Source organism: Nocardioides sp. SYSU D00065 (assembly GCF_017916425.1).
Lineage (GTDB): Bacteria > Actinomycetota > Actinomycetes > Propionibacteriales > Nocardioidaceae > Nocardioides.
The window spans coordinates 168,288-190,674 of record NZ_JAFMSX010000002.1 but is presented as its reverse complement, the minus strand read 5'-3'; the positions used below and the strand labels follow the sequence as shown (position 1 = coordinate 190,674).

Below are 22,387 nucleotides of genomic sequence, written 5' to 3'. Positions count from 1 at the left end.
GACGACGGCCTCACGACCCCAGCGCCGCCCGCAGCCGCGCCTCGTCCACCCGCCAGAAGCCGTGCTGGCGACCGTCGACGAAGGTCACGGGGATCTCCTCGCGGAACCGGTCCTCGAGGTCGTCGTCGGTGGTGATGTCGACCTCGGTGAAGGACTCGCCGAGGTCCTCGCAGACGCGGGCGACGACCGTGCGGGCGTCGTCGCACAGGTGGCACCCCGGGCGGGTGTAGAGCGTGACCCGGGCGCTCACTCGAGCAACCCCAGGTGCCGGCGGCGCTCGATCCCGCGCAAGCGCCCCTTCTGGACCTTGCCGGTGACGGTGACCGGCAGGGAGTCGACGACCTCGACGCGGGTCGGCTGCTTGAACCGGGCCAGCCGCCGCGCCGCGTGGTCGCGTACGGCGTCCGCGACGGCCGCGGCGTCGTCCTCGCGCGCCACCACGTAGGCCACCACCGCCTCGCCGGTCTCCTCGTCCGGGACCCCGATCACGGCGGCGTCCGCGACGCCGTCGACCCCGCGGAGCACCTCCTCGACCTCGGTGGGGTAGACGTTGAAGCCGCTGACGATGACCAGCTCCTTGACCCGGTCGAGCAGGTACAGGTCGCCGCTCGCGTCGAGGAACCCGACGTCCCCGGTGCCGTACCAGCCGTCGGCTCCGGGCCCGTCGGAGGCGTCGGGCCAGTAGCCGCTGAACAGGTTGTCTCCCCGGACCTGGATCTGGCCCGGGTCCTCGCCCTCGACCGGGCCCCACGTCTCGTCGACGAGCCGCAGCTCGATGCCGGGCAGGGCGGCGCCCACCGATCCCGGCTGCGGCTCCCGGCTGCACAGCGTGCTGGTCACCACCGGCGCTGCCTCGGTCAGCCCGTAGCCCTGGTGCACCGGGATGCCGGTGACCGCGGTGAACTGCTCGATCACCTCGGGCTCGAGCGGCGCGGAGCCCGACAGCACGAGCCGAACGGGACCGAGGCGCTCGCGCAGGTGCTCGTCGGGCAGCCAGTGCGCGAAGACCGGCGGGGCGATCGGCACGACGCTGCAGGCCTCGTCGTCGATGAGGTCGAGCACCGCCTGCGGCTCGTAGTGCTCGACCAGCAGCAGTCGCGAGCGGTGCCGCAGCACGCCGCCGAGCACGGCGTTGAGGCCGTAGACGTGGAAGAGGGGGAGGACGCCGAGGACCACGTCGTCGCCGTGCATCATCGGCGGCTCGACCGCGGCGACCTGCTCGATGTTGGCCAGCAGCGCGCGGTGGCTGAGCATCGCGGCGCGAGGTCGGCCCGAGGTGCCGCTGGTGTAGAGCAGGGCGGCGAGCTTCTCCGGGTCCGGCAGCGGCGGCACGGGACGTACGACGTCCGCGCGGAGGTCGTCGAACGCGATCTCGCCCGCGGCGGGCTCCGTCCCGGTCACCACGACGGTGGGCGCAGGTGCGTCACCCAGCTCGGCGAGCGCGGCGCGTACGCCGTCGACGGCGGTCTCGTCGACCACCACCAGCCGGGCGCCGGAGTCGAGGAGCATCCGGGCGACCTCGCCGGGAGCCGAGCGCGGGTTGACCGGCACCGCCACCACCTGTGCCCGCAGCACGCCGAGGTAGGCGGTCACGAACTCGATCCGGTTGCCGGCGACGATCATCACGCGCTGTCCGGCACGCACCCCGCGCGCGCCCAGGCCGGTCGCGATGCGGGCCACCTCGTCCTCCAGCCGGGCCCAGGTCAGGGAGCGGCCACCGCTCTCCACCAGTGCCTGGCGCTCGGGCACGTCGAGGGCGGCCTCGGCAACGAACGCGGAGACGTCGTTGCGCGGCATGCAGCGATCCTTCCACAGCTACGCTGAGCCGGTGGCGCCGACGGACCGACCCCGCAGACTCGACCTGCAGCAGCGTTCGGTGCTCGCCGGCGAGGCAGCGGCGGCGTCCGCCGAGGTCGAGCACGCCCTCGTCACGCCCAGCGACCTGAGCGCCGCTGCGTTCTTCGACGTGGACAACACGGTGATGCAGGGCGCGAGCATCTTCCACCTGGCCCGCGGCCTGCACCGCCGCAAGTTCTTCACCACGCGCGAGATCGCCTCGGCCGCCTGGAAGCAGGCGTACTTCCGCGTCGTCGGCGTCGAGGACCCCGAGCACGTGGCCGAGGCGCGGCAGGCGGCGCTGTCCTTCATCGCCGGGCACACCACCGCCGAGCTCGAGGAGCTCGGCGAGGCGATCTTCGACGAGGCGATGGCGCACCGCATCTGGCCGGGCACCCGCGCCCTGGCCCAGCTCCACCTCGACGAGGGCCAGCGCGTGTGGCTGGTGACGGCCGCCCCGATCGAGATCGCCGGCATCATCGCGCGCCGCCTCGGGCTCACCGGGGCGATGGGCACCGTCGCCGAGCACGTCGACGGCGTCTACACCGGCCGGCTGGTCGGCGACCTCCTGCACGGCGTCGCCAAGGCCGAGGCGATCAAGGCGCTGGCCGCCCGCGAGGGCCTCGACCTCGCCCGGTGCTCGGCGTACTCCGACTCGGTCAACGACCTCCCGATGCTCTCCCTGGTGGGCGACCCGTGCGCGATCAACCCCGACTCGCGGCTGCGCGCCCATGCGCGCGCCCACGGGTGGCGGGTCCGTGACTACCGCACCGGACGCCGGGCCGCCCGCGCCGGGCTGGTCGCGGCCGCCGTCGCCGGTGCTGCGACGGGCGCGGTGGCCGCCGGCGCCAGCCTGCGGGGACGGCAGCCCCCCTCCGAGGGGTGAGACGAGTGACGTCCGGTTCACAGGACGACCGGCGCCACTTATCGTGAGCACGGCTGCTACCGGGAGGGACCGGGAGGGGAGCACAGCATGCGGGCACCGCGAGACCACGAGCCTGCCTTCGCCGAAGGCATGGCGGCGCTGCGGCGCGCCGTGTGGGCCGCTCTCGCGCCGCGGCCGGCCGGCCGGCTCGCCGGCCACCTCCTCCTCGCCGAGGCCACCGTGTCCGGCTCCCCGTCGCTGTCGGGCGGCCACGGCCCCACCGGGGCGTCCGGATCCAGCCCGGTCGGGGACGAGGACCGGGCGACGTCGTCCGAGCTCGACGAGGGCGAGCGCGGACGGCTGATCGCCCTGGTCGAGCTCGCCCGCACCGGCGACAAGGAGGCCTTCGGCCTCCTCTACGACCACTACCAGGCCTCGGTCTACCGCTTCCTCTACTACCGCACCCGCTCGCAGGCACTCGCAGAGGACCTCACCTCGGAGACGTTCTTCCGGGCGCTGCGCAGCATGAACAACTTCCGGTGGCAGGGCAAGGACTTCGGCGCCTGGCTGATGACGATCGCGCGCAACCTCACCACCGACCACTTCAAGGCGGGTCGGACCCGTCTGGAGATGACCACCGAGGACATGACGCCGCACGACGACACCACCGAGGGTCCGGAGGACGTCGTGCTGGCCGGCCTCACCAACGAGGCGCTGCTCGAGGCGCTGACCCGGCTGCCCGCCGAGCAGCGCGAGTGCCTCATCATGCGGTTCCTCCAGGGTCTGTCGATCGCCGAGACGGCGCTCGCACTGCGGCGCTCGGACGGCGCCGTGAAGCAGCTCCAGCTGCGCGGGGTACGCAACCTCGCCAAGCTGCTGCCGGAGGGGTTGAGGGACGCATGAGCCGACCCGTAACCCGCTCGTCGGGTCCGTCGTTCGCCTGTGTGGGAGGACCCACCCGCAGTGAGACAGGACCCGTTCCATGACACCCCCGTTCTCGGCGCGACGCCGTGCCGACGAGTTCGAGGCGCTTCTCTCCCGGCGTCCGGGCACGCCGCTGTCCGAGCGTGACTCGGCGCAGTTCGCCGCGCTCCTCGACGTCGTCGCCGACCTGCGGTCGCTGCCGGAGCTCTCGCCGCGGCCGGAGTTCGTGAGCTCCCTGCGCGAGCGCCTGATGGCCGAGGCCGACACCGCGCTGGTCCCCCAGCCCGCCACCCCCGCGCGCCTCGCGATGCCGGCGTCGACGCGCACGCCCGACCGTCGCCTGGCCGCCGTGCTGGGCGGCGCCGCCCTCGTCGGCGCCGCTGCCACCATGGCCGTGGCCGCGCAGTCGGCACTGCCGGGCGAGTCGCTGTACGGCGTCAAGCGGGGCATCGAGTCCGCGCAGGTGCGGCTGGCCGACGACGAGGCCGCTCGCGGCCGTACGCTCCTGGCCCAGGCCGAGACCCGCCTGGCCGAGCTCGAGGAGCTGGCCGGCGGCGACGGCGGCACCGAGCAGCTCATCCCGCAGACCCTCGACACCTTCACCGAGCAGTCGGGCGACGGCGTGCGCAGCCTGCTCGTCGCCTACGACGCCGGCGGCGCCGAGACCGATGTCGCGGCTGCGCGGCTGTTCACCGCCACCAGCCTCGAGCGCCTCGAGGCGCTCGAGCCCGAGCTGCCGACCAGCGCCCGCGACGAGCTGCTGGCGGCGGGCCAGACGCTCTCGGACCTCGACATCGAGGTCAGCACCGCCTGCGCGGCATGCACCGGCGGCATCACCAGCACGCCCGAGTTCCTGCTCACCAGCTCCCCGCCCGACCTGCTCGCCGGCCTCGACCCCGACGAGCTGACCCTCGAGACCGCTCCGGTCTCGGCACAGGACCTCGAGGGCATCACCGTTCCCGAGGAGCTGCAGGCCCCGGAGGTGCTGCCGGCGAGGCCGAGCACGCCGCTGGCTCCGCCGCAAGACCCGACGACGCCGCTGTCGCCGACCACCCCCAGCCCGATCACTCCGACGAAGCCGAACCCGACGTCGCCGCCCACGACCCCGGTCACGCCCCTCGAGGACGTCACCGACCTCACCGGGGACCTCACCGACGGGCTCACCGACACCACGAGCAACCTGGTCGACGGCGTGGACGGCCTCACCGGCGGGGCCCTGGGTGGCCTGACCAGCGGACTGGACGACGCCACCAGCGGCCTGATCGGCGAGGTGACCGGCACCGTCGACGGGCTCACCGGCGGCACGCTCGGCAACGTGACCGGCGGCCTGCTGCCGGGCCGCGACCGCTGAGCCGGCCGGGCGGCTAGCCGAAGACCCCGCCGCGGTCGCGCAGCAGGTCGAACAGCGTGTGCTGGATGGTCTCGCGCACCTGGTCGGTGACGTTGAAGACGAGCATCGGGTCGTCGGCCTCGGCGGCCGCGTAGGCGTCGGTGCGGATCGGCTCGCCGAACTCGAGGATCCACTTCGACGGCAGCGGCACCAGGCCGAGCGGGCCGAGCCACGGGAAGAACGGCGTGATGGGGATGTAGGGGACCCCGAGCAGCCGCGCCAGCGACGGCACGTTGCCCACGAGCGGGTAGATCTCCTCGGCGCCGACCACCGAGAGCGGGATGATCGGTACGCCGGTGCGCAGGGCCGCCGACACGAAGCCGCCGCGGCCGAAGCGCTGCAGCTTGTAGCGCTCGCTGAACGGCTTGCCGATGCCCTTGAAGCCCTCGGGCCACACGCCGACGAGGTCACCGCCCGAGAGCATGCGCTCCGCGTCCTCGGTGCAGGCCAGCGTGGCGCCGCTCTTGCGCGCCAGCGAGCTGACGACCGGCAGCTTGAACACCAGGTCGGCGCCGAGCGGGCGCAGGAAGCGACCGGTGTGGTCGTGGACGGCCAGCATCGTCATCAGGCCGTCGACCGGCACGGTGCCGGAGTGGTTGGAGACCACCAGCGCCCCGCCCTCGGCCGGGATGTTCTCAAGCCCGCGCACCTCGAGGCGGAACCACTTCTCCGCGATCGGGCGCAGCGCCGCCATGAAGAAGCGCTCGGTCAACTCGCGGTCGAAGCCGTAGTCGTCGATCTCGTAGTCGCCCTCGAGCCGGCGTCGCAGGAACGCCAGCAGCTCGGCCAGGCGTCGCTCCCAGTCGTCGCCGAAGACCTCGCCGGCGGCGTCCTGGACGGCAGTGAGCCACTCGGCGGCGGGGATCCCGGCGGTGGGAGGCTCAGCGGCGGTGGGAGGCTCGGCGGTGGCCTCGGGCTCGGTCTCGCGCTCGCTCTTGGGGTCGGTGGTGTGCCGGGCGCCGCGGGACCCGCGTCCGGAGCGGGCGCCGCTGGCGATCGGGATGACCACCGCGTCCTCGCTGGCCTCCTCAGCCACGACCGGCTCCGTCGAGCGGTGCGCCGGTCACCTCGCGGCAGAAGTCGGCGAACGCCTCCGCGGTGGAGTACGTCGGCTCGAAGCCGAGCTCGGTGCGCATGCGGGTGGTGTCCACCCCTCGACCGTAGGTCAAGAACCCCAGCTGCTCGGGCGAGAAGTCCGAGAGGCGGGCCTGGCGCATGGTGGCGCCGAGCCGGCCGACCGCGAAGCGGGGCATCGCGACCGACGGCCGGCCGAGGCGGCGTACGGCCTGGCTCAGGGTCAGCAGCCCGTCACCGGCCACGTTGAAGGTGCCCGGCGTGCCCGTGACGACCGCGTGGTGCAGCACCCGGAGCAGGTCGTCGACGTGCAGGAACTGCAGGCGGGGGTCGTAGCCGAGCACCCGCGGGATCACCGGGAGCCGGAAGTAGTTGGTCAGCGGGCTCGAGACGTGGGGGCCGATGACGTTGGCGGCGCGGATCATCGTCACGGCGACGTCGGAGCGTCGGCGTGCGAAGCCACGCACGTAGCCCTCGATCTCGTAGACGTCCTTGGCGTAGCCCGACGAGGGCAGGCGCTTGGGACCCATGTCCTCGGTGAACATCGCGGGGTCGCGCGGGCTGGAGCCGTAGACGGTGGTCGTCGACTTCACGACCAGGCGCTCGATCGTCGCCGACTTCTGGCACGCAGCGAGCAGCTGCATGGAGCCGATGACGTTGAGCTCCTTCATCATGCCGCGACCGCCGGCCGAGCCGGGCGTGGCGATCACGCTCATGTGGACGACGGTGTCGACGTCCTCCTTGGCCAGGACCTTGGCGATGACCGGGTTGCGGATGTCGGCGCGGACGAACGACACCTCACCGAGGTCGCCCCTCGGCGGGACGACGTCCACCCCGATGACTCGCTCGACGGACGGGTCGGCGGCCGCGGCGCGCGCGAATCGTCGCCCTGTGTCCCGGGAGACCCCGGTGACCAGCACGACCCGTCCCATGGTCGAGGGGGTGCTACTTCCCGAGCTTGCGGCGCTGGACGCGCGTCTTCTTCAGCAGCTTGCGGTGCTTCTTCTTGGCCATGCGCTTGCGCCGCTTCTTGATGACAGAACCCACGTGGATCAGACCCTTCCTTTCGGCCGACGCTCGTCGGCCGGACCCGCACACCCTACTTGCCGGGTGCGGAGAGCGAGGAATCGCGTCGGACCCGCGGATCCGGGGGCTCAGCCCGCGTTGTAGAAGCTCTTGCGCAGGTACTCGTTGACGTCGTCCTCGGTGACCCGGAAGGAGCGGCCGACGCGTACGGCGGGCAGCTCGCCGCCGTGCACGAGCCGGTAGACCGTCATCTTCGAGACGCGCATCTTCGCCGCGACCTCGGCAATGGTCAGGAACTGCGCCTCGGACATGTCGCCAGGGGTGTTCTCAGCCATGGTGTGCACCGATCCTTCTGCGCGGCGACGGCGCCGGCATCCGCGCCGGCGTCACAGGCGTGCCGCTCTCGGTGAGAATAGGGCTCGCGTGACGGGTGGGGAAGAGGAATGCCAGAGAAACTTGTGGGACGGCGGCGTGTCGGGTTGCTTCTCCACCGCGGGCACGTCGATCAGGGCAGCGGGTCGAGGCCGTGCAGCGGGAAGACGGCGGTCCGGGTGGCGTTGATGGCTCGGTCCAGCCCGGCATCGGGGTCGTAGCCGGAGGACCAGTCGCGGTAGGCCGGGGTGCGCCCGTCGGTCATCCGGTGCGGGGCGGTCGCACCCAGCACCTCCTCGACGTGGGCGCGCCAGCGCGGGGGCGTCTCGACGGCGGGGTCGAGCGGCCGGCCGGCAGCGATCGCCAGCAGGTGCGACCACGCCCGGGGGACGACGTCGACGACCGAGTAGCCCCCGCCCCCGGTGACCACCCAGCGGCCGCCGGCGACCTCGTGCGCGAGCTCGTGCAGGGCGAGGTACGCCGCGCGCTGTCCGTCGACGCTGAGCATCATGTGAGCCAGCGGGTCGTCCATGTGGGAGTCGCAGCCGTGCTGGGTGACGAGCACCTCGGGGTCGAACGCGCGCAGCAGGGGCGGCACGACCGCGTGGAAGGCGCGCAGCCACCCGGCGTCGGACGTCCCCGGGGGCAGGGCGACGTTGACCGCCGCGCCCTCGGCGCCCGCACCCCCGGTGTCGCCCGGGAAGCCGGTCCCAGGGAAGAGCACCTGGCCGGTCTCGTGCAAGGAGATCGTCAGGACCCGCGGGTCGTCCCAGAAGACCTTCTCGACCCCGTCGCCGTGGTGGACGTCGATGTCGACGTACGCCACCCGCTGCGCGCCGTCGGCCAGCAGCTGCTTGATGCCGACGGCGACGTCGTTGTAGATGCAGAAGCCGCTGGCACGCTCGGGCATCGCATGGTGGAGGCCACCGGCGATGTTGACCGAGTGCAGGGACTCCCCGCTCCACACCTGCCGGAAGGCCTCCAGGCTGGCGCCCACCACGTGGGCGCTGGCCACGTGCATGTCCTTGAAGACGGGGTCGTCCTCGGTCCCCAGCCCGCGCGCGACGTCCTCGAAGCCGGGCGTCGAGCCGGCCTCGATGACGGCCGCGATCAGGCCCGGCTCGTGGACGGTCGCGATCTGCTCCTCGGTGGCGATCGGCGCATCGACCCGCTTGACCTGGTCGAGGATCCCGAGCTCCTCGGCGAGCCGCATCGTCAGGTCGACCCGGATCGGCGACATCGGGTGCGTGGGCCCGAAGTCGTACTGCGTCAGCGTCGGATCGAACACGACCGACGTGGGACCCGCGCACTCCATGTCGCGGACGTTACCCGTCCCGGTCCGCTCAGCTGCCCTCGGCCAGCTCGCGGGACCGGTTGCGCGCGGCCTCCATCGCGGCCAGGAAGGCCGCGCGGACGCGGTGCACCTCCAGCTCGCGCAGGGCCGAGGCGGTCGTCCCGCTGGGCGAGGTCACCTGCTCGCGCAGCACCACCGGGTGCGTGCCGGTCTCGCGCAGCATCGCGGCGGAGCCGACGAGGGTCTGCACCACCAGGTCGGTGGCCGTGGCGCGCGGCAGGCCGAGGTGGACGCCGGCCTCGATCATCGACTCGACGACGAAGAAGATGTAGGCCGGTCCGGACCCGGAGATGGCGGTGACCGCGTCCATCTGCTTCTCCGGGATGCGCAGCACCCGGCCGGTGGAGGCCATCAGCGACTCGACCTCGGCCAGGTGTGCCTCGTCGCAGTGCGAGCCTGGCGAGATGGCGGCCATCCCCTCGTCGACGAGGGCCGGCGTGTTGGGCATGACGCGGACGACCGCGACGCCCGCGGGCACGCGCGACTCGATGTAGCCGGTGGTGATGCCTGCAGCGAGCGAGACGAGGAGCTGCCCCGAGCGAAGGTCGGGCGCGATCTCCGCGAGCACGTCGCCCATGTCCTGGGGCTTGACCACGAGCGCCACCGTGTCGGCCTTGGCGGCCGCCTCGCGGTTGGACACGACCGCTACGCCGTAGCGCTCCTCGAGCTCGCGGGCCCGCTCGGCGCGCTTCTCGCCGACCATCAGCCGATCCACCCGACGTCCGGCACGCACCAGTCCGGAGAGGAGGGTCTCCCCCATGACCCCGGCGCCGATGATGGCCGTGCTCATCGCCTCCGCCGGCTGCTCGTGTCCGACCGTCGGGGTGCTCATGGCGTCAACCTACTTCTTGGACACGAGCGAACGCGCGAAGAAGCCGAGGTTCTGCGGCTTCTCGGCGAGGCGGCGCATCAGGTAGCCGTACCACTCGGTGCCGTAGGGGATGTACACGCGGACCGTCTCGCCGGCGGCGGCGAGGCGCTTCTGCTCCTCGGGCCGGATGCCGTAGAGCATCTGGAACTCGTAGGTCCCCGGCTGACGGCCGAAGCGGCTGGCGAGCGAGGCGGCGATGGTGACCATCCGGGGGTCGTGGGTGGCGATCATCGGGTAGCCCTGCCCGCCCAGCAGCACCTTGAGGCAGCGGACGTAGGACTTGTCGATGTCGATCCGGTCCTGGAAGGCGACGGTGTCCGGCTCCATGTAGGCGCCCTTGCACAGCCGGACGCGCGAGCCCTCGTAGGCCAGCTCGCGGCAGTCGGCCTCGGTGCGGCGCAGCATCGCCTGGAGCACCGCGCCGGTCTCGGGGAAGTCCTTGCGCAGCTCGCGCAGGATGGCCAGCGTGGAGTCCGTGGTGGTGTGGTCCTCCATGTCGAGGGTCACCGTGGTGCCGGCGTTGCGGGCGGCGTGGCAGATCTCGCGCGCGTTCTCAAGCGCCACCGTGCGGCCGTCGCCGGGCAGCATCTGGCCGATGGCGCTCAGCTTGACCGACACCTCCGCGTGGGCGGCCAGGCCGCGGGAGCTCAGGTCGGCCAGGAGCTCCTTGTAGGCCGCGACGGTGGCATCGGCGCGGGCCGCGTCCGTGGTGTCCTCACCGAGGTGGTCCAGCGTCACCCGCAGGCCGTCGGCGACCAGTGCGGCGGTCGCGTCGACGGCGTCCGCGGTGGTCTCCCCGGGCACGTAGCTGGTGACGATCCCGCTGGACACCGGCATCGTCGAGACGAGCCGCTTGACCCCCTGGCTGCGGGCGAGGAGCAGGATCGGCTGGCGGAGCAACGACATGGCCAGAAGGCTACGCGGCGACCTCCACCGAACCTTCACAGGTCCTCCACCCCTTCCGGGCGGTCATCTCCCTAGCGTCGTAGGCATGATCACTGCTCGCGGTCTCACCAAGCTCTACGGCAGCATCCGCGCCGTCGACGACCTCACCTTCGACGTCGTGCCCGGCACCGTCACCGGCTTCCTCGGCCCCAACGGCGCCGGCAAGTCCACCACCATGCGGATGATGCTCGGCCTGGACCGTCCCACGTCCGGCACGGCCACGATCGCCGGCAAGCCGTACGCCGCGCTCGCGGCGCCGCTGCGCGAGGTCGGGGCCCTCCTCGACGCCGCGGCCATGCACCCGGGCCGCACCGGACGGGCGCACCTGCGCGTCGCCGCCCGCACCCACGGGATCCCGCTCGCGCGGGTCGACGAGGTGCTGGAGGAGGTGGGCCTCGCGGCCGCGTCCCGTCGCCGGATCAAGGGCTACTCCCTCGGCATGCGGCAGCGGCTCGGGATCGCCGGCGCCCTGCTCGGCGACCCGGGGGTGCTGCTCTTCGACGAGCCGGTCAACGGGCTGGACCTCGACGGTGTGCGCTGGATCCGATCCCTGCTGCGCGGCTTCGCCGACGAGGGCCGCACGGTGCTCGTCTCCAGCCACCTCATGAGCGAGGTGCAGCTCGTCGCGGACCGGGTCGTGGTCATCGGCGGCGGGCGCCTGGTGGCCGACACCGAGACCTCCGCCCTCCTCACCGGCGCGGGCGGCCCCCGGGTCCGGGTCCGGACCCCGTCGCCCGACGAGCTGCTGCGGAGCCTGCCGGCGCACGCCGTCGCCGAGCGGACCGGTGACCACGAGATCGAGGTCGCCGGGGTGGCGGCGCGCGAGATCGGCGACCTCGCCCACGGGATCGGCGTACGCATCCACCACCTGGCCGAGGTCGAGCAGTCCCTCGAGCACGCCTACCTCTCCCTCACCGGCCCCGCGTCCGCCGCCGACGCTGCCGTCGCCACGGAGGGAGCAGCGCGATGAGCCCCGTCCTCGCGCTGGCGCGCGCCGGGCGCGCCGAGTGGTCGCGCATCTGGTCGGTCAGGTCGAGCTGGGCCTTCGCGCTCGCGCTGACCGCGGTCGTGCTCGGCTTCGGCGTCGTCATCGGCAGTGAGGCCGCCGGCGACCCGTCCGGTGTCACGCCCGGCTCCACCGCCTGGGACGGCGCCCGGTTCACCGGCATGTTCGCCCTCTTCGGCATCGTCGCCATGTCCGTCGTCATCGCCACCGCCGACCACGCGACGGGCGGCATCGTGCCCACCCTGCAGTGGACGCCGCGGCGCGGGATCCTGCTCACCGCGCGCACCGTCGTCGTCGTCGCGACGACGACCCTCCTCGGGCTGGTGCTGGTGCTGGGCGCGGCGACGCTCATCTGGACGTTCGTGCCGCACCTCGGCCTCCCGTTCGGCGCCGGGGCGGAGATGGCCGGCGACCTCGGCTTCATCCTCGGCTCGGGCGCGCTGCTGGGGGTCGGCATCGGACTGGCCACGCGCAGCACCGCCGCCTCGCTGGTCCTCGCCCTGGCTCTGATGCTGGTCGGTCCGCTGCTCCTGGCGCAGCTGCCGTACGACTGGACCCTGCAGCTGGCCACGCACCTGCCCGGCTCCGGTGCCCTGTTCCTCATCTTCGGCGAGGGGCCGAGCGACGACATGACGACGACCTCGGCCCGCCTCACCCTCGCGGCCTGGGGACTGGCCGCCCTCGCCGCGGGCGGCTGGCGGCTGCTCGCCACCGACGCGGACCGCTGAAGCCCCGCACCTCACCCTGACCCATCCACACCCCGTCCAGACCTGGAGGACATCGTGACCACAGCCCTCGACAGAGCCCTCGCCACCCCCCGCGCCCGCTACGGGCTCGCGCTCGCCGTGTCGCTCGGCACCGCGTGCTTCCTGCTGCTCGGCATCGGAGCCCTGGGCATCGTGGGCGACGGCGACCGCGACCTGGTGTACCTCGCAGCGCCGGCGCTCGCGCTCCTCGTCGCCGTGGTGACCCGGTTCCGGCCCGCCGGCATGGCCCTGGCCCTCGGCCTCGCGGCCCTGAGCACGTTGGCCGCCGGCGCGTGGTCGGTCGGGACCGTGGTCGCCGACGACCTCGACGCCTCGATCGCCGACGTGGTGATGCTGACCGCGATGTACGCCGGGCTGTTCGCGGTCGCCGCCTGGCTGTTCGCCCGGGTCAGGGCGTCCGGCGCCTGAGCGTGGCGGCGCCCAGGCCGAGCGCGGCCAGCGTGAAGCAGGCCACGACCGCGACGGAGCGCCAGACCTCCACCGCGTCGGCCCCGGCGCCGAGCTCCTGCATGGCGTCGACGGCGTACGACAGCGGCAGCACGTCGCTGACCGCCTCCAGCAGCCCGGGCATCGACTCGCGCGGCACGAACAGACCGCACAGCAGGACCTGCGGCAGCACGAGCGCCGGCATGAACTGCACCGCCTGGAACTCGGTGGTCGCGAACGCGCTGACCAGGAGACCGAGGGCGGTGCCCAGGACGGCGTCCGCGACCGCGACCACGCCCAGCAGCCACACCGACCCCTCGACGTCGAGGCCGAGGACCCCCACCCCGAGTGCGACCGCCAGCGCCGACTGGACCGTCGCGACCAGGCCGAACGCGAGGGCGTAGCCGAGCAGGAAGTCGAGCCTGCCGAGCGGCATGGTGAGGAGCCGCTCGAGCGTGCCCGACGACCGCTCGCGCAGGGTCGTCACGCTGGTCACCAAGAACATGACGATGAACGGGAACATCGCCAGCAGGCCGGGCCCGAAGCGGTCGAACGGGTCGCCTGGCAGCTCCTCGAACATCCACCAGAGCAGGCTGATGAGCAGGCACGGGACGACGAGCAGCATCGCCAGCGTGCGGTGGTCGCGTCGCACCTGGGTGAGCACGCGAGCGGCGACGGCGAGCGTGACCCGGGGGCTCATGCCGCGTCCTCGCGACCCTCGACCAGGCGCAGGAACGCTTCCTCGACGTCGGCGGCACCGGTTCGCGAGCGGATCTCCTCCGGCGGGCCGTCGGCGATGATCCGGCCCTCGCGCATCAGCAGCAGGCGGTGGCAGCGCTCGGCCTCGTCCATCACGTGGCTCGAGACCAGCACCGCCGCGCCGGCCTCGGCGATGCCGTGGAACAGCTCCCAGAGGTCGCGGCGCAGCACCGGGTCCAGCCCGACCGTCGGCTCGTCGAGCACCAGCAGGTCGGGCTCGCCGAGCAGTGCCACAGCCAGGCCGACCCGGTTGCGCTGGCCGCCGGAGAGCCGGCCCACCACCTGGTGGCGGTGCTCACCCAGTGCGACGGCGTCGACGGCGCGGTCGACCGCCGACCGGTCGGCGCCCAGAACCCGTGCGAAGAACCCGAGGTTCTCGTTCACGGTCAGGTCGTCGTACACGCTCGCGGCCTGCGTGACGTAGCCGACCCGGGTGCGCAGCGGCGCGCTGCCGGCCGGCAGGCCCAGCACCTCGACCGTGCCCGACCGCACCCGCTGCGCGCCGACGAGGCTGCGCATGAGCGTGCTCTTCCCGCAGCCGCTGGGCCCGAGCAGCCCGGTGACGCCGGACGACACGTCCAGCGAGACGCCGGGCAGCACCTCCCGCCCGCCTCGTACGACGACGAGGTCCCGCACTTCCACGACGTTTTTCATCATGTGTTGAATTGTGCGCGCACGTGCCTGCGCGGTCAACCCCTCGAGCGGTGCGTCAGCCACCTCGTCGGCCGCTGGGATGTGGCTCACTCACCGCCGGTCGTCGCGGCTGCCGTACGAGCGGTGCGCCAGCCACCTCGTCGACCGCCGGGATGTGGCTCACTCACCGCCGGCCGCACGAGCGCCGGCCGTACGAGCGGCTGCCGCACGAGCGGTGCGTCAGCCACCTCGTCGGCCGCCGGGATGTGGCTCACTCACCGCCGGCAGTCTCGGCCGCCATAGAAGCGGTGCGTCAGCCACCTCGTCGGCCGCCGGGATGTGGCTCACACACCGCCACAGCGAGGGCCCGACGCCGGACCCCCCCGAGCGCCCGAGTCAGCGCCAGCCCGAGCGAGTCCGCGTACGACGGTCAGGCCAGGTCGCCGGTGAGGTAGTGCTGCAGCACCGGCCCGATCCGGGCGACCACGTCGTCGGCCGGCATCTGGGCCATCGGCGGGAGCGCCACGACGTAGCGGGCGACGATGAGCCCGAGGACCTGGCTGGCGACGAGCGGGATGCGTACGTCGGCGCGGTCGGCGACGAGCCCGGCGAGCACCGGCCCGACCACGACGGGGACGAAAGCCTCGCGCAGCCGCCCGCCCGCGTCGTCGACGAGCAGCGACCGCACCATCGCGAGCAGACCCGGCTGGACCGCGGGGTCGTCCCACACGCCGAGGAACGCGCGCAGGAGCCGCTCGCCCGCGCCGTCGGGACCCGCCGCGACCACGGGCGCCAGCACCGCGCGCGGGTCGACGGGGATCTCGAGGGCGGCCACGAACAGGTCGTCCTTGGAGCCGAAGTAGTGGTGCACCAGGGCCGGGTCGACGCCTGCGGCCGCGGCGACCGCGCGGATGGTCGTGCCGCGGAAGCCCTTCTCGGCGAACGACGCCCGGGCGGCGGCGAGCACCTCGGCGCGGGTGTCCGGCGCCCCCGGGCGCCGGCCGCGGGACGTACGCGCCGTCACGGGCGGTTCACGGCGTCGGCACCGCGAGGTGGGCGCGCGCGAACGCCAGCGACTCCGCCAGGTCCGCCTCGCGCTCGGCGCGGTCGGCGGCACGGCGCGTGTTGATCTCGAGGACGACGTGACCGCCGAAGCCGGTGCCCGCGAGGTGCTCGAGGAGCTCGCGGGCGCGCATGATGCCGCGACCGGGCACGAGGTGCTCGTCCTTGGCTGAGCCGCTGCCGTCGGTGAGGTGCACGTGGCGCAGCCGGTCGCCCATCCGCTTGGCCATCTCGATCACGTCACTGCGGGCGATGGCGGCGTGCGACAGGTCGATCGTGGTGTTGGCGTACGCCTCGTCGCTGGGATCCCAGCCGGGAAGGTACATCTCCATCCCGCGGCGCGACGACGCGCGCCAGGGGTACATGTTCTCGACCGCGAAGGCGATGCCGGTCCTGGCCTCCAACGACGCGATGCCCTCCACGAAGCCAGCGGCGTAGTCCTTCTGCCAGCGGAACGGCGGGTGCACGACGACCACGTCGGCGCCCACGGCGTGCGCCATCTCCGCCGACTTCTCCAGCTTGACCCACGGGTCGGTCCCCCAGACGCGCTGGGTGAACAGCAGGCACGGCGCGTGCACCGCACAGATCGGCACCTCGTGGTGCTCGCTCAGCTTCTTGACGGTGTCGACCTGCTGGCTCAGCGCGTCGATGCCCACCATCACCTCGACGGCGTCGTAGCCGAGCGACGCCGCCCAGCCGAAGGCGTGCGCGGTCGACTCGGGGTAGACCGACGCGGTGGACAGGCCGATCTGCGGAGCGGGAGGGGAAGCCATGCTCAGTGGTGCCTCGCGACGACGGAGATCTGGTCGAGCCGCTGCAGGATGACGCCCTCGCGCAGCGCCCAGGGGCAGATCTCGAGCTCGGGGAGGTCGAAGATGTCCATGCACGCCTCGGCGACCAGCGCGCCGGGCACGATCTGGTGCGTACGGCTCGGGGAGACGCCGGGCAGCGCGGCGAGCTCGTCGGGGGCCAGCTCCATCAGCTTGGGGATCCAGCCGGAGAGGGTGGCCAGCTCCAGCACGCGGGGCACGAGCGGCCCGTCGGCGCTGGGCGCGGCGCCGCAGATGCGGGCCAGCGAGCGGAACGTCTTGGAGGTCGCGGCCGCGCGGTCCGGTACGCCCGGGCGCAGCAGGTGGCCGGCGTCGCGGGCGATGTCGGCGCGGATCTGCCGGCGCAGGTCGCGGAACTCCGCCTCCGACGGCGGACCGCCCTGGAACCACGACCGCGCGACCCGGGCGGCTCCCAGGGGCAGGGACCACGCGACGTCGGGCGCCTCGTCGGTCCCGCCGGCGATCTCGAGCGAGCCGCCGCCGATGTCGAAGACCGCCAGCCGGCCGGCCGACCAGCCGAACCACCGGCGTACGGCCAGGAACGTCAGCCGCGCCTCGTCCTCCCCGGAGAGCACCTCGAGCCGTACGCCGGTGCGGTCCTCGACGTGAGCCAGCACCTCGTCGGAGTTGACCGCGTCACGCACCGCCGAGGTGGCGAACCCCAGCATCTCCTCGCAGCCCTTGTCCTCGGCGATCGCCGTCGCGGAGGCACAGAACTCGGTCAGGGCGTCGATGCCCTTCGCCGTGACCGCCCCGTCGGCGTCGAGGTGCTCGGCCAGCCGCAGCGGCTGCTTGTGCGAGGAGGCGGGCAGCGGGGCCGCGCCACCGTGGGCGTCGACCACCAGCAGGTGGCCGGTGTTGGAGCCGATGTCGAGGACGCCCAGGCGCATGCCCGCCACGCTACTAGGCTTCCCGAGTGCCCGAAGTCGACCTCGTCTTCCCCCGCGCGTTCGTCGAGTTCGCCGATCCGGCCGACGACACCCAGGTCTTCCGCTGCGACCTGACGTGGCTGACGTCCGCCTACACCTGCATCTTCGGCCGGGGCTGCCAAGGCATCTACGCGGACGCCCCCGACGTCGGCTGCTGCACCCTCGGCGCCCACTTCTCCGACTCCGACGACGAGGCGCGGGTCGCCGCGTTCGTCGCCGAGCTCACCCCCGACGACTGGCAGATGCACCCGCGTCGCGCGGTGGGCACCTCCGACTGGGTCGAGACCGACGAGGACGGCGAGCGCAAGACGCTCGTGGTGGAGTACGACGGCCAGCGGGCCTGCGTGTTCCAGAACCGTCCGGACTTCGGGCCCGAGGTCGGCCCGGGCGGAGCCGGCTGCGCGCTGCACGGCCTGGCGCTGCGCTCGGGCCGCAACCCGCTCGAGACCAAGCCCGACGTGTGCTGGCAGCTGCCGCTGCGCCGGCAGTACCGCAACGTGGAGCGGCAGGACGGGACGTCGTACACCGAGGTCTCCATCGGCGAGTACGACCGTCGCGGCTGGGGTCCGGGCGGGCACGACCTCGACTGGTACTGCTCGGGCAACACCGAGGCGCACGTGGCGCCGGAGCCGGTCTACCTCACCCACGAGGCCGAGCTCGTGGAGATGATGGGTGCGGAGGCGTACGCCGAGCTGGTGCGCCACTGCGAGGCGCACGTGACTTCTCGCTCCGCGCTCGCCCTGCACCCGGCGTCGGCGCGCCACTTTTGAGCGACCGGCACACAAAAGTGGCGGGGGCGGCGTTGAAAGGGGTTGTGACGTGCATTACCTTCGGCAGGTGGCCCCCTCCCCCAACACAAAGCCCGCCGAGCACGTTCCCGGCGGCACCCTCGGCATCTGGTTCATCGGCGCGCGCGGATCGCTGGCGACCACCGCGACCCTCGGCCTGAGCGCGCTCGCCGCGCACCTGACCGACGAGACCGGCTGCGTCTGCGCGCACCCCGACCTCGACGCGCGCGGCCTCCCGGCCTACACCGACATCGTCGTGGGCGGCCACGACGTCGGCACCATCCCGCTGGTCAAGCAGGCCGAGCGCCTCGTGGCGGGCGGCGTGGTGCCGGGCGTGCTGGCACAGCAGGTGACCGCCGACCTCGAGGCCACCGAGGCCCGCCTGCGGCCGGGTGTGCGCCACGGGGAGTCGACCGACCAGCGTGCCGACGTCGAGCGCCTGGCAGCCGACATCCGCGAGTTCGGCGCTGCCCTCGACCGGGTCGTCGTCGTCGACGTGTCGAGCACCGAGCCGCCGCACGACGCCGGCGCCGACGCGGCCACCTGGGCCGACCTCGAGGCGGCCTGGTCGGCCGGCCGCGCGCCCCTGTCGCCGAGCTCGGTCTACGCCTGCGCCGCCGTGCTGGCCGGCGCGGCGTACGTCGCGTTCACCCCGAGCCCCGGCATCGACGTCCCGGCGCTTCACGAGCTCGCCGCGGCGCGGGCGATCCCCTACGCCGGCAGCGACGGCAAGACCGGCGAGACCCTGGTGAAGTCCGCCCTGGCTCCGATGTTCTCGACCCGGTCGCTGGCCGTGCGGTCGTGGACCTCGATCAACCTCCTGGGCGGCGGCGACGGCTCGACCCTGTCCGACCCCGCGGCCCGCGAGAGCAAGACCAGCACGAAGCGCTCGGGCGTGGAGTCGATGCTCGGACACCCCGTGCCCGGCCCGATGCACATCGACTACGTCGAGGACCTCGGCGACTGGAAGACCGCCTGGGACCACGTCCGCTTCGACGGCTTCCTCGGCACCCGGATGACCATGCAGTTCACCTGGCAGGGCTGCGACTCCGCCCTGGCTGCGCCGCTCGTCCTCGACCTCGCGCGCCTCACCGCGCGCGCCGCGGCCGTCGGCGAGACCGGCCCGCTGGCGGCGCTCGGCTTCTTCTTCAAGCAGCCGCTGGGCTCGCAGGAGCACCGCCTCGCGCAGCAGTGGGAGGCCCTGCTCGCCTGGTCGACGGAGTGCGCCGACCGGGTGACGACGTGAGGCTCGGCGACCTCGTCGAGCTGACCCGGGCCCCCGCCGCGTTCTCCATCCCCGGCGACGCGTGGTCGGGCGCCGCCCACGCCGCCGCGGACGGGAGGAGCTGGGCGATGCCGCTGGCCTCCACGTGCCTGTACTGGTCCGGCATGGCCTTCAACGACTGGTGCGACCGGCACGTCGACGCCGAGGAGCGGCCCGAGCGGCCGATCCCGTCGGGCCGGGTGAGCCCGGCTGCCGCGCTGGGCGTCGCAGCCGGTCTCGGCGCGGCGGGCGTCGGGCTCGCAGCCGCCCTCGGCGGCCGCTCGGCCGTCGCCGTGGCAGCACCGCTCGCGCTGATGGTGGTGACCTACGACGCCGCCGCGAAGGACGCGCCGATCGGGCCGCTCGCCATGGCCTCGACCCGGGGACTCGACGTGCTGCTCGGCGCCCACTCCTCCCCCGCCGGCGCCTGGCAGCCCGCCCTCGCCATGACCGCGCACACGGCGGGCCTCACCTGGCTCAGCAGGGGCGAGGTGCACGGCACCCGTCGCGAGGTCGCCGCCACGGTGACGGCGGGCACGCTCGCGGTGGCCGCGGCGACGGCACACGCCGCCCACCACGACCCGGACGCCGGTCGCCTCGCGCGCCTCACCGGGGTCGGCCTGTCGGCGGCGTACGCCCTCGTCGTCGGCCGCGCCCAGGCGCGGGCCGCGCAGGACCCCACCGCCGACGCGGCACGCACCGCGACCCGCACGGGCATCGGCGGGTTCTCCCTCCTCCAGGGCGCCTGGCTCGCGCGGCGCGGCCGGCTGGTCGCCGCCGCGACCGTCGTGGGCGCCGGTCCCGCCTACCGCGCGCTGTCGCGGCGCTGGAGCCCGACGTGAGCGCGCCGACGCCCGGCTCGCCGCAGACCCCGCTGCGCCTCGGCTACGGCAGCAACGGCTTCTCCGGCCACCGGTTCCCCGACGCCTGCGCGGTGATCGCGGGACTCGGCTACGACGGCGTCGCGCTCACGCTCGACCAGCCCCACCTCGACCCCTTCGCCGACGACGCGGTCGCCCAGACCGCGCGCGCCGCGAAGTCGCTCGCCGACCACGACCTGGCCGTCGTCATCGAGACCGGCTCGCGCTACGTCCTCGACCCGTGGCACAAGCACGAGCCCACGCTGGTCAGCGACGGCGACCGGGCTCCGCGCATCGAGCTGCTCACCCGTGCCGTGCGGATCGCGGCCGAGCTGGGCGCCGAGGCGATGTCGTGCTGGTCCGGGGTGCTGCCGGAGGGGACCAGCACGGAGGTGGGATGGCGACGCCTCACCGACGGCCTGGGCCCGGTCCTCGACCTCGCCCACGACCTCGGCGTGACCGTGTGCTTCGAGCCGGAGCCCGGCATGCTCGTCGACACCGTCGACGAGGCGCTCGAGCTGCGTCGCCGGCTCGGCGAGCCCGACCACCTCCGGCTGACCCTGGACCTCGGGCACCTCGTGTGCAACGAGCCGCGCAGCCCGGAGGCGTCCGTCGCCGCCGCCGGCGACCTCATCGGCAACGTGCAGGTCGACGACATGGTCCGCGACGTGCACGAGCACCTCGAGCTCGGCGCCGGCATCCTCGACCTCGACGCCGTCCTGCGGGCCCTGCTGGCCACCGGCTTCACCGGCCTGGCCAGCGTGGAGCTCCCCCGGCACTCCCACGCGGCGCCGACGGTCGCCGCGCGACAGATCGCCGCCCTGCGCGCCTCCCTGACCCGCCTCGACGAGGAAGGATCCACGCCGTGACCGAGATCCGGCCGCTGGCCGAGCACGACATCATCCGCGACGCGCTCGACGAGCGCGCGCAGGCCCAGTGGGAGGCGATCACCGCCGAGGTGGCCGAGGAGCCCACCCGGCTCGGACGGACCTTCCCCGCCGCGGCGCGCAAGACCGGACGCGGGCCGCTACCCGGCACCGACGGCGTACTGGTGGAGGACGCGGTGCGCGTCTCCCTCGTGCAGGCAGCGGCGCGGTCACTCGAGCCCGCGGCCCTGCTCGCCGAGCTGCGCGAGGTCTACCGCTACGGCGACAACGACGAGAAGCGGGCGGTCCTCCACGCCCTGTCCGGCGCGCCCGAGGATCTCGACGGCAGCGACCTGCTGCTCGACGCGCTGCGCACCAACGACACCCGCCTCGTCGCCGCCGCCATGGGGCCGCACAGCGACCGGCTCGACGACGACGCCTGGCGCCAGGGCGTCCTCAAGTGCCTGTTCACCGGCGTCCCGGTCACCTCCGTGACCGGGCTCGCGCGCCGCGCCGACCACCGGCTGGCGGAGATGGTGCAGCGCTACCAGCGCGAGCGCGAGGCCGCCGGACGCGACGTACCCTCCGACGTGCAGGTCGTCCTCGACGCCTGCCGCGCCTCCCTCGAGCAGCCCGAGCAGCACCGGCAGAAGGACTCCTGATGCGCATCTTCGACCCGCACATCCACATGACCTCGCGCACCACCGACGACTACGAGGCGATGTACGCCGCCGGCGTCCGCGCGCTCGTCGAGCCGGCCTTCTGGCTGGGCCAGCCGCGCACCTCCGTCGGCTCGTTCACCGACTACTTCGACGCCCTCGTGGGCTGGGAGCGGTTCCGCGCCTCGCAGTTCGGCATCGCCCACCACTGCACCATCGCGCTGAACCCCAAGGAGGCCAACGACCCCCGCTGCGCGGAGGTGCTCGACGTGCTGCCGCGCTACCTCGCCAAGGACGGCGTGGTGGCCGTCGGCGAGGTCGGGTTCGACTCGATGACCGTCGAGGAGGAGAAGGCGTTCGTGCGGCAGCTGGAGCTGGCCGTCGAGTTCGAGCTGCCGGCAATGGTGCACACCCCGCACCGCGACAAGGAGCAGGGCACCCGCCGCACCCTCGAGCTCGTCGCCGAGTCGGGGCTCGCCCCCGGCATGGTGGTGGTCGACCACCTCAACGAGGTCACCGTCGACCAGGTCGACGAGGCCGGCTGCTGGATGGGCTTCTCGATCTACCCGGACACCAAGATGGACGAGCACCGCATGGTCGCCATCCTCCAGCGCCGCGGACTGGACCGCGTGCTGATCAACTCCGCCGCCGACTGGGGCCGCAGCGACCCGCTGAAGACCGCGAAGACCGGGGCGGCGATGCTCGCGGCCGGCTTCACCGAGGACGACGTCGACCGGGTGCTGTGGCGCAACCCGATCGAGTTCTTCGGCCAGAGCGGGCGGCTGCTGGTCGACCCCGATGCCACCGACGCAGCGAGCGCCTCCGCCGACGCCTCGGCGACCTTCGAGGGCAACTCGATCCTGCGCGGCTCGCGGGACTGA

The 22,387-nt window shown here is 73.5% G+C and carries 26 protein-coding genes; 12 read left to right on the top strand and 14 right to left on the bottom strand.

Going from position 1 to position 22,387, the window contains the following annotated elements:
• Positions 1–10: 10 nt before the first annotated feature.
• Together J3P41_RS08990 and J3P41_RS08985 are read right to left on the bottom strand one after the other, a co-directional pair.
• Positions 11–250, bottom strand: a complete 240-nt coding sequence (locus tag J3P41_RS08990; RefSeq protein WP_210649981.1) for a glutaredoxin family protein — start codon at positions 248–250, stop codon at positions 11–13.
• Positions 247–1,797 (bottom strand): class I adenylate-forming enzyme family protein, encoded by a 1,551-nt coding sequence (locus J3P41_RS08985; RefSeq protein WP_210649980.1) that lies wholly within the window; start codon positions 1,795–1,797, stop codon positions 247–249. Before J3P41_RS08985 ends, J3P41_RS08990 begins: the two co-directional genes overlap by 4 nt.
• A 31-nt stretch (positions 1,798–1,828) precedes the next feature.
• On the opposite strand from J3P41_RS08985, the gene J3P41_RS08980 reads away from it, so the two are divergent.
• The 3 genes from J3P41_RS08980 to J3P41_RS08970 all read left to right on the top strand — a co-directional run bounded on the left by J3P41_RS08980 (position 1,829) and on the right by J3P41_RS08970 (position 4,976).
• On the top strand, positions 1,829–2,722 hold the full coding sequence (locus J3P41_RS08980) for an HAD-IB family hydrolase (RefSeq protein ID WP_307861907.1): 894 nt from the start codon (positions 1,829–1,831) through the stop codon (positions 2,720–2,722).
• Between the two features lie 87 nt (positions 2,723–2,809).
• Positions 2,810–3,604 carry a sigma-70 family RNA polymerase sigma factor gene (locus J3P41_RS08975; protein ID WP_210649978.1) on the top strand — a complete coding sequence of 265 codons (795 nt, stop codon included), beginning with the start codon at positions 2,810–2,812 and terminating at the stop codon, positions 3,602–3,604.
• Between the two features lie 79 nt (positions 3,605–3,683).
• Positions 3,684–4,976, top strand: coding sequence for a DUF5667 domain-containing protein (locus tag J3P41_RS08970; protein ID WP_210649977.1), 1,293 nt, complete (start codon positions 3,684–3,686; stop codon positions 4,974–4,976).
• A gap of 13 nt (positions 4,977–4,989) precedes the next feature.
• Here the strand turns inward: J3P41_RS08970 and J3P41_RS08965 are convergent, their stop codons facing one another.
• The 7 genes from J3P41_RS08965 to J3P41_RS08935 form a co-directional block, all read right to left on the bottom strand.
• The gene (locus J3P41_RS08965; RefSeq protein WP_307861906.1) at positions 4,990–6,051 is read right to left on the bottom strand and encodes a lysophospholipid acyltransferase family protein; all 1,062 of its coding nucleotides are present in this window, start codon (positions 6,049–6,051) and stop codon (positions 4,990–4,992) included.
• On the bottom strand, positions 6,044–7,021 hold the full coding sequence (locus J3P41_RS08960) for an NAD-dependent epimerase/dehydratase family protein (RefSeq protein ID WP_210649976.1): 978 nt from the start codon (positions 7,019–7,021) through the stop codon (positions 6,044–6,046). Before J3P41_RS08960 ends, J3P41_RS08965 begins: the two co-directional genes overlap by 8 nt.
• A 13-nt stretch (positions 7,022–7,034) precedes the next feature.
• Complete coding sequence (locus J3P41_RS08955; protein ID WP_008356322.1) at positions 7,035–7,136, bottom strand: 30S ribosomal protein bS22; 102 nt, start codon at positions 7,134–7,136, stop codon at positions 7,035–7,037.
• A 107-nt stretch (positions 7,137–7,243) separates the two neighbouring features.
• Positions 7,244–7,450 carry a helix-turn-helix domain-containing protein gene (locus tag J3P41_RS08950; protein ID WP_129454864.1) on the bottom strand — a complete coding sequence of 69 codons (207 nt, stop codon included), beginning with the start codon at positions 7,448–7,450 and terminating at the stop codon, positions 7,244–7,246.
• Positions 7,451–7,620: 170 nt separating this feature from the next.
• Positions 7,621–8,802, bottom strand: coding sequence for an acetoin utilization protein AcuC (locus tag J3P41_RS08945; protein WP_210649975.1), 1,182 nt, complete (start codon positions 8,800–8,802; stop codon positions 7,621–7,623).
• 28 nt (positions 8,803–8,830) lie between these two features.
• A complete protein-coding gene (proC, locus tag J3P41_RS08940; RefSeq protein WP_246861919.1) occupies positions 8,831–9,673 on the bottom strand; it encodes a pyrroline-5-carboxylate reductase in 843 nt (280 codons plus the stop codon).
• A 9-nt stretch (positions 9,674–9,682) separates the two neighbouring features.
• The gene (locus tag J3P41_RS08935; RefSeq protein ID WP_210650811.1) at positions 9,683–10,612 is read right to left on the bottom strand and encodes a proline dehydrogenase family protein; all 930 of its coding nucleotides are present in this window, start codon (positions 10,610–10,612) and stop codon (positions 9,683–9,685) included.
• Between the two features lie 91 nt (positions 10,613–10,703).
• Between J3P41_RS08935 and J3P41_RS08930 the strand changes: the two genes are divergently transcribed.
• The 3 genes from J3P41_RS08930 to J3P41_RS08920 are packed head-to-tail and all read left to right on the top strand — an operon-like array spanning position 10,704 to position 12,838.
• Entirely contained in the window at positions 10,704–11,627 is a 924-nt protein-coding gene (locus tag J3P41_RS08930) for an ATP-binding cassette domain-containing protein (protein ID WP_210649974.1), read from the top strand.
• A complete protein-coding gene (locus tag J3P41_RS08925) occupies positions 11,624–12,391 on the top strand; it encodes a hypothetical protein (RefSeq protein ID WP_210649973.1) in 768 nt (255 codons plus the stop codon). The genes J3P41_RS08930 and J3P41_RS08925 overlap by 4 nt, the downstream gene beginning before the upstream one ends.
• A gap of 54 nt (positions 12,392–12,445) precedes the next feature.
• Positions 12,446–12,838 carry a hypothetical protein gene (locus tag J3P41_RS08920; protein ID WP_210649972.1) on the top strand — a complete coding sequence of 131 codons (393 nt, stop codon included), beginning with the start codon at positions 12,446–12,448 and terminating at the stop codon, positions 12,836–12,838.
• Here the strand turns inward: J3P41_RS08920 and J3P41_RS08915 are convergent.
• The 5 genes from J3P41_RS08915 to J3P41_RS08895 form a co-directional block, all read right to left on the bottom strand.
• Positions 12,819–13,556 (bottom strand): ABC transporter permease, encoded by a 738-nt coding sequence (locus J3P41_RS08915; protein WP_210649971.1) that lies wholly within the window; start codon positions 13,554–13,556, stop codon positions 12,819–12,821. The genes J3P41_RS08920 and J3P41_RS08915 overlap by 20 nt on opposite strands.
• Entirely contained in the window at positions 13,553–14,359 is an 807-nt protein-coding gene (locus J3P41_RS08910; protein ID WP_307861905.1) for an ABC transporter ATP-binding protein, read from the bottom strand. The genes J3P41_RS08915 and J3P41_RS08910 overlap by 4 nt, the downstream gene beginning before the upstream one ends.
• Before the next feature lie 319 nt (positions 14,360–14,678).
• Positions 14,679–15,272, bottom strand: a complete 594-nt coding sequence (locus J3P41_RS19270; protein ID WP_210649970.1) for a TetR family transcriptional regulator — start codon at positions 15,270–15,272, stop codon at positions 14,679–14,681.
• Positions 15,273–15,279: 7 nt separating this feature from the next.
• Positions 15,280–16,083 carry a sugar phosphate isomerase/epimerase gene (locus tag J3P41_RS08900; RefSeq protein WP_210649969.1) on the bottom strand — a complete coding sequence of 268 codons (804 nt, stop codon included), beginning with the start codon at positions 16,081–16,083 and terminating at the stop codon, positions 15,280–15,282.
• A 2-nt stretch (positions 16,084–16,085) separates the two neighbouring features.
• Positions 16,086–17,030: a Ppx/GppA phosphatase family protein gene (locus J3P41_RS08895; protein WP_210649968.1), complete on the bottom strand. Its 945-nt coding sequence runs from the start codon at positions 17,028–17,030 to the stop codon at positions 16,086–16,088.
• Positions 17,031–17,056: 26 nt separating this feature from the next.
• Between J3P41_RS08895 and J3P41_RS08890 the strand changes: the two genes are divergently transcribed.
• The 6 genes from J3P41_RS08890 (at position 17,057) to J3P41_RS08865 (ending at position 22,387) form a co-directional block, all read left to right on the top strand.
• The gene (locus J3P41_RS08890) at positions 17,057–17,839 is read left to right on the top strand and encodes a hypothetical protein (RefSeq protein ID WP_210649967.1); all 783 of its coding nucleotides are present in this window, start codon (positions 17,057–17,059) and stop codon (positions 17,837–17,839) included.
• Positions 17,840–17,906: 67 nt separating this feature from the next.
• Positions 17,907–19,103, top strand: coding sequence for an inositol-3-phosphate synthase (locus J3P41_RS08885; protein ID WP_210649966.1), 1,197 nt, complete (start codon positions 17,907–17,909; stop codon positions 19,101–19,103).
• Complete coding sequence (locus J3P41_RS08880) at positions 19,100–19,963, top strand: SCO3242 family prenyltransferase (protein WP_210649965.1); 864 nt, start codon at positions 19,100–19,102, stop codon at positions 19,961–19,963. The genes J3P41_RS08885 and J3P41_RS08880 overlap by 4 nt, the downstream gene beginning before the upstream one ends.
• Positions 19,960–20,850, top strand: coding sequence for a sugar phosphate isomerase/epimerase family protein (locus tag J3P41_RS08875; protein WP_307861904.1), 891 nt, complete (start codon positions 19,960–19,962; stop codon positions 20,848–20,850). The genes J3P41_RS08880 and J3P41_RS08875 overlap by 4 nt, the downstream gene beginning before the upstream one ends.
• Positions 20,847–21,509 (top strand): EboA domain-containing protein, encoded by a 663-nt coding sequence (locus J3P41_RS08870; RefSeq protein WP_210649964.1) that lies wholly within the window; start codon positions 20,847–20,849, stop codon positions 21,507–21,509. Before J3P41_RS08875 ends, J3P41_RS08870 begins: the two co-directional genes overlap by 4 nt.
• Positions 21,509–22,387, top strand: a complete 879-nt coding sequence (locus J3P41_RS08865) for a TatD family hydrolase (protein WP_210649963.1) — start codon at positions 21,509–21,511, stop codon at positions 22,385–22,387. Before J3P41_RS08870 ends, J3P41_RS08865 begins: the two co-directional genes overlap by 1 nt.